Annotated in this window: 8 protein-coding genes; 7 read left to right on the top strand and 1 reads right to left on the bottom strand. The window is 75.2% G+C overall.

Features of this window, described 5'->3' with window-relative positions; all coding sequences use genetic code 11:
• Together V7793_RS26740 and V7793_RS26735 are read left to right on the top strand one after the other, a co-directional pair.
• A partial coding sequence (locus V7793_RS26740; protein WP_336010791.1) for a zinc-binding dehydrogenase occupies positions 1-497 on the top strand: 497 nt, incomplete at its 5' end.
• A 264-nt stretch (positions 498-761) separates the two neighbouring features.
• Positions 762-2,753, top strand: a complete 1,992-nt coding sequence (locus tag V7793_RS26735) for an exo-alpha-sialidase (RefSeq protein WP_443058004.1) — start codon at positions 762-764, stop codon at positions 2,751-2,753.
• A gap of 234 nt (positions 2,754-2,987) precedes the next feature.
• Here V7793_RS26735 and V7793_RS26730 read toward each other — a convergent pair whose 3' ends face one another.
• The gene (locus V7793_RS26730; RefSeq protein ID WP_336010785.1) at positions 2,988-3,992 is read right to left on the bottom strand and encodes a bile acid:sodium symporter family protein; all 1,005 of its coding nucleotides are present in this window, start codon (positions 3,990-3,992) and stop codon (positions 2,988-2,990) included.
• Positions 3,993-4,096: 104 nt separating this feature from the next.
• Between V7793_RS26730 and V7793_RS26725 the strand changes: the two genes are divergently transcribed.
• The 5 genes from V7793_RS26725 to V7793_RS26705 form a co-directional block, all read left to right on the top strand.
• Positions 4,097-4,960 (top strand): LysR family transcriptional regulator, encoded by an 864-nt coding sequence (locus V7793_RS26725; RefSeq protein ID WP_336010782.1) that lies wholly within the window; start codon positions 4,097-4,099, stop codon positions 4,958-4,960.
• Between the two features lie 264 nt (positions 4,961-5,224).
• The gene (locus tag V7793_RS26720; RefSeq protein ID WP_336010798.1) at positions 5,225-7,051 is read left to right on the top strand and encodes an AMP-dependent synthetase/ligase; all 1,827 of its coding nucleotides are present in this window, start codon (positions 5,225-5,227) and stop codon (positions 7,049-7,051) included.
• Positions 7,052-7,225: 174 nt separating this feature from the next.
• On the top strand, positions 7,226-8,023 hold the full coding sequence (locus V7793_RS26715; protein ID WP_336010794.1) for an aldo/keto reductase: 798 nt from the start codon (positions 7,226-7,228) through the stop codon (positions 8,021-8,023).
• 59 nt (positions 8,024-8,082) lie between these two features.
• Positions 8,083-9,258 carry a DUF1266 domain-containing protein gene (locus V7793_RS26710; RefSeq protein WP_336010779.1) on the top strand — a complete coding sequence of 392 codons (1,176 nt, stop codon included), beginning with the start codon at positions 8,083-8,085 and terminating at the stop codon, positions 9,256-9,258.
• A gap of 48 nt (positions 9,259-9,306) precedes the next feature.
• A partial coding sequence (locus V7793_RS26705) for a deoxyribodipyrimidine photo-lyase (RefSeq protein WP_336010776.1) occupies positions 9,307-9,867 on the top strand: 561 nt, incomplete at its 3' end.

Here is a 9,867-nt window from a genome sequence, read left to right as displayed (position 1 = left end):
TCGCCAAGGAGCTCGGCGCCGGGCGGGTCGTGGCGGCGGTCGGCTCCGCGGCGGCGGAGGCCAAGGCCGGCTGCCTGCGGGAGCTGGGCGCGGACCACGTGGTGACGTACGACGACCTCGCCCGCAAGGAGGCCGGCCGCTGGGGCGGCGCGGTCGACATCGTCCTGGACGCCGTCGGCGGCGAGCTCCTCTCCCCCGCCCTCGCCGCCCTGGCGCCCGGCGGCCGGCTCGTCGCGTACAGCTCGGGCGGCGGCACGATCGAGGCGTACGACCTGCTCGTCGGCGCGAAGTCCGCGATCGGTTTCCAGATGGCACTCATCGCCCGCCACCGGCCGGAGCTGATGGAGCAGTGGCGGCGAGAGCTGTGGGAGCTGTTCGCCGCCGGCCGGCTGCGGCCGCGCGTGCACGCCGAGCTGCCCCTGGAGGCCGCCGCGCGGGCTCACGAGATCATCGAGGCGCGCGTCAACCTGGGCAAGGTCGTCCTGCGGCCGGCGTGAACCCGTATGGGCTCATCGGCCGAGTCCGCCTTGTGTGACAGTCGTACGGCACCTACGTTCGGCCTCATGGCGCCGCCGCACGTCCGCACTGGTCCCGCCGTCCCCGCCGTCCTCGCCGTCCTCGCCGTCCCCCGACACCCCGTCAGGAACACGCTCGCCGCTGCCGCGCTGGCGGGCTCGTTCCTCCTCCTGCCGCCCGTCGCGGCGCACCAGGCCCGCGCCACGGGCACCGCGTCCGCCGGCTTCACGGGCACCCCGTCCCCTATGCCCGCCGGCACCCCGTCCCCCGTGTCCGCCGGCAGCTCGCCCGCCGCGTTCACGGGCACCTCACCCGCCCCGTTCGAGGAGCAGGTCCTGTTCAAGGCCGGCCAGGAGGCCGACGACGGCGCGTACGCCTGCTTCCGCATCCCGGCGCTGGCCACCACCGCCCGCGGCACCGTCCTCGCCTTCGCCGAGGCCAGGAAGGGCGACTGCAGCGACGCCACCGACATCGACGTCGTGGTCAAGCGCTCGGCCGACGCCGGCCGCACGTGGAGTCCGCTGCAGGTGGTGGACGAGGGCCGCGGCGACACGCACGGCAACCCCGCCCCCGTCGTCGACGCGCACAGCGGCCGGATCACGCTCCTCACCACCTACAACAAGGGCCGCCCCGGCGGCGGCAACTGCGACGTGCCCTGCGACCGCACGCCCCACCTGCAGTACAGCGACGACGACGGCGCGAGCTGGTCCGCGCCGCAGGACGTCACCCGGGACCTGCGGCCGCCCGGCTGGAACTCCTGGTACGCCACCGGCCCCGGGCACGGCCTCCGGCTCACCCACGGGCCGCACCGCGGCCGCCTGGTCGTCGGGCTCAACGCCGAGAGCCACGACGGCACCCGCGTCCGCGCCAACCACGCGGCGCTCGCCCTCAGCGACGACGGAGGTGCGCACTGGCGGCTGGGGGCGGTCGACACCCACGAGATCACTCCGGAGGGCACGTACGGGCAGAAGCCGTCCGAGCTGACGCTCGCCGAGCGGTCCGACGGATCGGTGTACGCGGGCGGGCGCGAGCAGGACGGCACCGAGCTCGGCAACCGCGACTTCGCCGTCAGCCCGGACGGGGGCACGGGGTTCGACGGGCCGTTCCGGGCGGTCCCGGACCTCTACACCCCCATGGTGCAGGGGTCGGTGGCCGTGCCGCGCCCCGGGCGCTGGCTCTTCGCCTCGCCCGCCGACCCCGACCGGCGGCGCTCGATGACGATCCGCTCCTCCTACGACGAGGGCCGTACCTGGGAGGGCGTGGAGCACGGCAGGCTCGTCACGGCCGACTGGGCGGGGTACTCCGACATGGCCGTCGTCGAGGGAGGCTCCGAAGGCTCCGGCGCCGAACACCCCGACGCCAAGGACCTTGCGGACTTCGGCGGCGTCACGACCGGCCTGCTCTACGAGGCGGGCAGGCGGGACGCGCGCGACGAGATCCGGTTCGCCCGCTTCACGGAGGAGTGGCTGGGTCCCCGCGCCGTGCCCTCGCCGGTGACGCCGGACCGGGCGCCGGGGGCGCGGGGCGCGCTCGTCCTGGGAGGTCCGCGCCCGGTCGCCGGGCGCTTCGGCGGGGCCCTCGCCTTCGACGGCGCGGACGACGCCGTGCGGCTTCCCTACCGTCCCTCCCTGCCGCTGGGGACACGGGACTTCACGGCGTCCCTGTGGTTCCGGTCCCGGTCCGCAGCCGCAACTGCGACTACGGCTACGGCTGCGACTTCGGCTACAGCTACGGCCGCGCGGGGCGAGCAGCCGCTGCTGTGGATGGGCGGGATGGGCGGGGCGCCCCAGGTGGCGCTCCGGCTCGCGCCCGGAGGGCGGGTCACCGGGCAGGTGACGGCGGTCGCCGGGGCGGGGCCCGCCCGGACGGTCGTCCTGCGGTCCGCCGGCACGTACGGGGACGGGCGGTGGCACCATGCGGTGCTGCGGCGCGGCGGGGGGCGGATCGTCCTCACCGTGGACGCGGCGGCGGTGCGGGCGGGCGGCGTGCCGGGGACGGTGAGCCGTAATTCGACGTTCGGGGTGCACTTGGGGCAGCGCCCGGACGGCCGGGAGCACCTGACCGGGGAGCTGGATGACGTCCGGGTGTACGGGCGGGCGCTGACGGACCGTGAGATCGCGCGGCTGGGCAGGGGCGGAAGGCCGGGCCCGAGGTCTGGCCTGGGACCGGGGCCGGGGCCGGGACCGGGATCCCCGCGCGACCTCGTCCTGTGGCTGCCGCTGGACCACACCAGCTGAACCGGCTGACCCGGCTGACCAGAGCCCCAGGTCTCCCGCCCGACGCGGCCGGGCCCCCGTCGACCGGGCGACGTGGCCCGGCCCCGCCGCCGACCGGACGCCGCGCCCCGGGCGACCCCGCTCTCCGCAGCCCGCCCGCCACCGTAGACCAGCCCCGCCCGTCGCCTTCCAGGAACCGCCTGCCGCCGTCCAGGAACCGCCGCCGGCCGCGCCGCCCCAGTGCCGGCCCAGCCGTCAAGTACGAGCCGGCGCCGCCACAACGGCGGGCTCCTGCGCCGCCGCCCGGCGCCCGTGCCTCTTCGCGAGGACCGCCCCCACCATCAGCTGCATCTGGTGGAAGAGCATCAGCGGCAGCACGGCCAGGCTCGCCTCGGCCCCGAACAGGACGCCCGCCATCGGCAGGCCCGCCGCCAGGCTCTTCTTCGAGCCGCAGAAGACGATGGCCAGCCCGTCCTCACGGCTGAAGCCGAGCCGGCGCGAGCCGAAGGTGGTGACCGTGAGCATCAGCCCCAGGAGTGCGGCCTCCACCCCCAGGAGGGCCAGCAGCCGCAGCGGGGTGACCTCGTGCCAGATGCCGCGGACCATGCCCGCGCTGAACGCCGTGTAGACGACCAGGAGGATCGAGCCGCGGTCCACGTAGCCGAGCACCTTCTTGTGCCGGGTGAGGAAGCCGCCCACGCGGCGGCGCAGCAGCTGGCCCGCGAGGAAGGGCACGAGGAGCTGCAGCACGATCGACAGCAGCGAGCGGGAGGAGAAGCCGCCGCCGCTGTTGCCGAGGAGGAGGGCGGCGAGCAGCGGGGTGAGGGCGATGCCGACGATGCTGGAGAAGGACCCGGCGCACACCGCCGCCGCCACGTTGCCGCGCGCGATGGACGTGAAGGCGATCGAGGACTGGATGGTCGAGGGCACCAGGCACAGGAACAGCAGCCCGGAGTACAGCTGCGGGGTGAGGACGACGGGGACCAGGCCGCGGGCGGCGAGGCCGAGGAGCGGGAAGAGCACGAAGGTGCAGCCGAGGACGGTCAGGTGCAGCCGCCAGTGGCGCAGGCCGTCCATCGCCTCGCGGGTGGAGAGGCGGGCGCCGTAGAGGAAGAACAGCAGCGCCACGGCGCCGGTGGAGGCGCCGCCCGCGACGGTCGCCGCCTGGCCCCGGGCGGGCAGGAGGGCGGCGAGGGCCACGGTGCCCAGGAGGGCCGCTACATAAGGATCGATGGGAACGCGTATACGAATGCGCGGCATGGACCCCAGCCTGCCGTCCCGCGCGGCTATCCGGAACCCCGTTTGCTGCTCTGACTGTCATCACGGATCGCGATGAGCAGGGGGGACGGCGCTAGGCTCGTCGGGTGTTCGAGCCCGTGCAGCTCCGTACGTTCCTGGCCGTCGCGCAGACGCTGAGCTTCACCCAGGCGGCCGTCCGCCTGGGCGTCCGGCAGTCGACGGTGAGCCAGCAGGTCCGCAGGCTGGAGGCGGCGGCCGGGCGGCAGCTGTTCACCCGCGACACGCACAGCGTGCGGCTGACCGAGGACGGCGAGGCCATGCTGGGCTTCGCCCGCACGATCCTGGAGGCGAACGAACGCGCCGTGCACTGGTTCGCCGGCACCCGGCTGCGCGGGCGGCTGCGGTTCGGAGCGTCGGAGGACTTCGTGCTGACCCGGCTGCCCGAGGTACTGGAGGGGTTCCGGCGCGAGCACCCGGAAGTGGACCTGGAGCTGACCGTCGACCTGTCGGAGACGCTGCAGCGGCGGCTGGCGGCCGGGCGGCTGGACCTGGTGCTCGCCAAGCGCCACCCCGACGAGCCGCACGGCCGGCTGGTGTGGCGCGACCGGCTGGTGTGGATCGGCGGCGAACGGCTGCACCTGGACCCCCACCGGCCGCTGCCCCTGATCGCCTTCCCGGCGCCCGCGGTGACCCGGGCGCGCGCCCTGGAGGTGCTGGAGCGCAGCGGCCGGGCCTGGCGGGTGGTCTGCACGAGCGGCAGCCTCAACGGCCTGGTCGCGGCTGCCCGCGCGGGCCTCGGCGTCATGGCGCACACGCTGGGCATGATCCCGCCGGGCCTGGTCCGCCTTCCTCCCGGCTCCGGCCTGCCGGATCTCGGCGGGGTGGACGTGGTGCTGCTGCACGGCACCGCGCCGGACAGTGCGGCGCGAGCGCCCGCGGAGGCACTGGCCCAGGCCGTGCTCGCGGCGGGCGACCGGCTGCAGGCGTAGCGCGGGCTCCCCGCGCGCCGGGAATCCGGCCGGCCCGGCTCCCGCGCGCCGGGAATCCGACCGCTCCGGCTCCCGCGCTTCCGGAGTCCGACCGCGCGGACTCTCCGGCGTCCGGAATCCGACCACGTCCGGATTCCGGGCACGCTAGGGGATCCGCCCCAACAGGACACCCTTTCAGGGGGATTGAGGGCCCGGCGAGCCGGGTAGGGGCATCGCGCTGTGCGGAGCATGACAAGGAGCTGCCCGTTGCGCGAGAGCTGCCCGTTGCACGAGTTCACCGCGCCGCCTCTCGTGACGGCGCACCCCGTCGGAGGCCTGGCGGACGTCGTGTTCGACCGCGCCGCGGAGGATCCCGGGCAGGCGGCGTTCGGCCGGAAGGGGCCGGACGGCCGCTGGCGGGACGTGACGGCGGCCGCATTCCGGGACGAAGTACTGGCGCTGGCCAAGGGCCTGCTCGCCGAGGGCGTGCGGTTCGGCGACCGGGTCGCCGTCATGTCCCGTACGCGCTACGAGTGGACGCTCTTCGACTTCGCGCTGTGGTCGATCGGCGCCCAGCCCGTGCCGCTGTACCCGACGGCCTCCCCCGAGCAGGTCTCCTGGATCCTGCACGACGCGGGCGTGACGGCGTGCGTCGTCGAGCACGGGGACCACGCGATGACGGTCGGCTCGGTCGTCGACCGGCTGCCGGGGCTGAACCGCCTGTGGCAGCTGGACGCCGGGGCCGTCGAGACGCTGAGCGCAGCCGGGGCCCGGATCGGCGACGAGGTGGTGGAGCGGCACCGGATGGCGCTCACCCCGGCGACGCCCGCCACCGTCGTCTACACCTCCGGCACCACGGGCCGCCCCAAGGGCTGCGTGCTGACCCACGCCAACTTCATGGCGGAGGCCGACAACGTCGTCAGGCGCTACGAGCAGGTCTTCCGCTCCCGCCCGGGCGACGAGGCGGCGACGCTGCTGTTCCTGCCGCTGGCCCATGTGTTCGGGCGGATGGTGCAGGTCGCGGCGGTGCGCGGGCGGGTCAAGCTGGGCCACCAGCCGCAGCTGACCGCCGCCGCGCTGCTGCCGGACCTGCGGGCGTTCCGGCCCACGTTCGTCCTCGCGGTCCCCTACGTCCTGGAGAAGATCTTCGCGCTGGCCCGGCGCGCGGCGGAGGCCGACGGCCGGGCCGCGCCGTTCGAGCGGGCCGTCGACGTGGCGGTGCGGTACGCGGAGGCGCTGGAGCACCGGGCGTTCGGCACCGGCGCGGGGCCCGGGGCCGGGCTGCGCCTCCAGCACCAGGTCTTCGACCGGCTCGTCTACGCCAAGGTGCGGGAGGCGCTGGGCGGACGGGTGCGGCACGCCATGTCGGGCGGCTCGGCGATGGACAGAAGGCTGGGGCTGTTCTACGCGGGCGCGGGCGTGACCGTGCTGGAGGGGTACGGGCTGACGGAGACGACCGGGGCCGCGACCGCCAACCCGCCCGAGCGGCCCCGCTTCGGCACGGTCGGGCAGCCGGTCCCCGGCACCACCGTGCGCATCGCCGGGGACGGCGAGATCTGGCTGCGCGGCGGCCAGGTCTTCGCCGGCTACCTGGGCGACGCGAAGGCGACGGGCGCGGTGCTGCAGCAGGGCTGGTTCGCGACGGGCGACCTGGGGCGGCTGGACGGGGACGGCTATCTGACCATCACCGGGCGGAAGAAGGAGATCCTGGTGACGTCGGGCGGCAAGAGCCTGTCGCCGGTGGCCCTGGAGGAGCGCGTACGGGCCCACCCGCTCGTCGCCCACTGCGTCGTCGTGGGCAACGACCGCCCCTACGTGGCCGCGCTGGTGACGCTGGACGAGGAGGCGGTCGCGCACTGGCTGCACCTGCACGGCAAGGAGCCCGCGGACCCCGGCGGGCTGCTGCGCGACGCGGATCTGGAGGCCGAGATCCGGCGGGCCGTGGTGGCCGCGAACACCCTCGTCTCACAGGCCGAGTCCATCCGGACCTTCCGGATCCTGAGCGCCCGGTTCACCGAGGAGGACGGCCTGCTGACCCCGTCGCTGAAGCTCAGACGGAAGGCGATCGAGGTGGCGTACGCGCGCGAGGTCGATGCGCTGTACCACGGGTAACACCGGAACGGCTCGCGCAGGTGGAATCGCCGACGACCTCGGGGAATAGCGTGCTAGCTACACCTGTTCACAAGTGGAGTAACACGTACCGCTTTCTCCGAACGTAAGGAACGAGCACCCGTGAGCAAGGCCTCCCCCTTCCCCGCCACCGTCACCCTCAACAACGGCGTCGAGATGCCGCGGCTCGGATTCGGCGTCTGGCAGGTTCCCGACGCCGAGGCCACGGCCGCCGTCGAGACGGCCCTGGCCGCCGGATACCGCAGCATCGACACGGCGGCGGTGTACGAGAACGAAGCCGGCACGGGCAAGGCCCTCACCGGCTCGGGCATCCCGCGCGACGAGCTGTTCGTGACGACGAAGCTGTGGAACCACGCCGCCGAGACCTGGACGCGCGAGGGCGTCCTGCGCGAGTTCGACGCCTCGCTGGAGCGGCTCGGCCTCGACTACGTCGACCTGTACCTCATCCACTGGCCGCGCGCCTTCCGCGACGACTACCTCACCATCTACCGCACGTTCGAGGAGATCGCCGCGAGCGGCCGCGCCCGGGCGATCGGCGTCTCCAACTTCAAGCCCGCCCACCTGGAGCGGCTGCTGGCCGAGACGACCGTCGTCCCGGCCGTCAACCAGATCGAGCTCCACCCGTTCCTGCCCCAGGCCGAGCTCCGCGCCTTCCACGAGCGCCACGGCATCACCACCGAGGCGTGGTCGCCGCTGGGCCAGGGCAAGGACCTGCTCACCGCGCCCGTCATCGCCGGAGTCGCGGAGAAGCACGGCCGCACCCCGGCGCAGGTCGTGCTGCGCTGGCACCTGCAGCTGGGCAACGTGGCGATCCCCAAGTCCGTGACGCCCTCCCGCATCCGCGAGAACATCGACGTCTCCGGCTTCTCCCTCGACGCCGAGGACCTCGCGGCGATCGCGGCGCTCGACAGCGGCACCCGCCTGGGCCCGGACCCGGACGAGTTCGACATCTAGCACGCTCCGGGGCGCCGGTGCGGGCGGCCAGGGCCGGCGGGCCGCTTAGAGTCATGTCCATGTTCTTCGCGCCCTGGACCCCGCCGACCGACATCGAGGCGCAGTTGCAGGCCGCGACGGCGCACGGGGACTGGGACGGCCAGCTCGGCGCCCTCGCGGTGGCCGAGCTGTACATGGAGGAGGGCCGGGCCGAGGCCGACGGGCTGGTGCCGCCCGCACCGCTCGTGCCGTACCGCGACCCGGCCTCGGGCAAGCGCTGCCTGCCCGTCTTCACCCGCGGCGCGCTGCCGCCCTGGCGCCCCGACCGGGTCCTCCAGCGCACCGGGCTGGACGACCTGGCCCTGGAGTGGCCGCACGACAAGTGGCACTTGGCGGTGAACCCCGGGCACCCGTCCGCGGCCGTCGTCCCGGCCACCCCGCTGGACCGCGAGGCCTGGCTGGAGGTCTGCGACGAGGCGCCGCCGCGCGCGTCCGGCCGCCTGCTGTCCCTGTACACCGGCCCCCTGCACGGCCCGCTCGCCCACGGTCTGGCCTGCGGCGCACCGCTCGCCGTGCGCGACGGCGTGCCCTGGAACGAGCTCGGCGGCGTCTACCGCGACTACGACGAGGACCGCGTCGTCCTGCACGGCACGTGGGGCGTCGCCGATCCCGCGGGCTGGTGGCACCTGACGCAGCGGCTGCTCGCCGGGGACGGGGCGGAGCGGGAGACCGAGTTCGCGCTGCGGGCCCGCGAAGGCCTCGCCGGGCACTCCGCCGACGGGGCGCCGGCGACCGCACAGTGGCGGGAGGCGGTCACCCACGTGCTGGCGCACCGGGCCGCGGACGCGGCGGAGATCCAAGCGCTGGACACCACCGTCACGCGCATAGCCGCGGCCGAGGAACAGCTGGTGCGCGATGCCGTACTGCAGCCGGGCCGGCGCGTCGTGTCCACCGCGGCCCACGGCCTCGCGTGCGCGGTGGCCCTCGCCCGGCTGGGGCTCTCCGCTCGGCTGTGCTCCCCGGCCGATGCGGAGCGGGTCGTCCTGACGGCCGGTGAGACCGCCCGCAGGACGTACGCGTCGTGGCCCGCCTTCTCCGCGGGCCTCCTGCTGGGCGCCACCCTCAGGCCGGGAGCCGGGGACCCCCGCGCCGGGGACCCCCGCGCCGCCGTCTCCGGACACACCGCCGCGGTGAGCGCGCACCACCTGCTCCTCGGCGACCCTGCCAGTCCCTGGCGCAACATTCCCTGGTCGTGACGGCCCTGCCGCCCCGCCCCCGCGGGACGCCGGGCGGACAATCACGGGATGGGTGCGGACAGGCGCAGCGACCGAGGGCGGGACAGCGCGGCGAGCCGGGGCGCCGGTGTGTCCATCGCCCTGTTCACCTCCGATCTCCGGCTGCACGACAACCCCGTGCTCACCGCGGCCCTGCGGAGCGCGCCGCACGTCGTCCCGCTGTTCGTCGTGGACTCGGGCATCGCCGCCGCCGGCTTCGCCGTGCCCAACCGCGCCGCGTTCCTGGCCGACTGCCTCGCCGCGCTCGACGAGGGACTGCGGGCCCGCGGCGGGCGGCTCGTGGTGCGCAGCGGCGAGGTCGTGGCGCAGACCTGCGCGCTGGCCGCCGCCACCGGCGCGGGCGAGGTGCACGTCGCCGCGGGCGTGAGCGCGTACGCCCTGCGCCGCGAGGAGCGGCTGCGGTCGGTCCTGGAAGCGGACGGGCGACTGCTGCGGGTGCACGACGCGGTGGTCACGGCGGTGCCGCCCGGTGCCGTCCTGCCCGCCGGCAAGGACCACTACGCGGTGTTCACCCCGTACTTCCGCCGCTGGTCGGCCGAGCCGCTGCGGCCGGTGCTGCCCGCCCCGCGC

It is taken from the genome of Streptomyces sp. KLMMK, assembly GCF_036961605.1.
Lineage (GTDB): Bacteria > Actinomycetota > Actinomycetes > Streptomycetales > Streptomycetaceae > Streptomyces > Streptomyces telluris.
The sequence above is the reverse complement of the archived record's forward strand: the minus strand, read 5'-3'. Positions and strand labels throughout refer to the sequence as shown.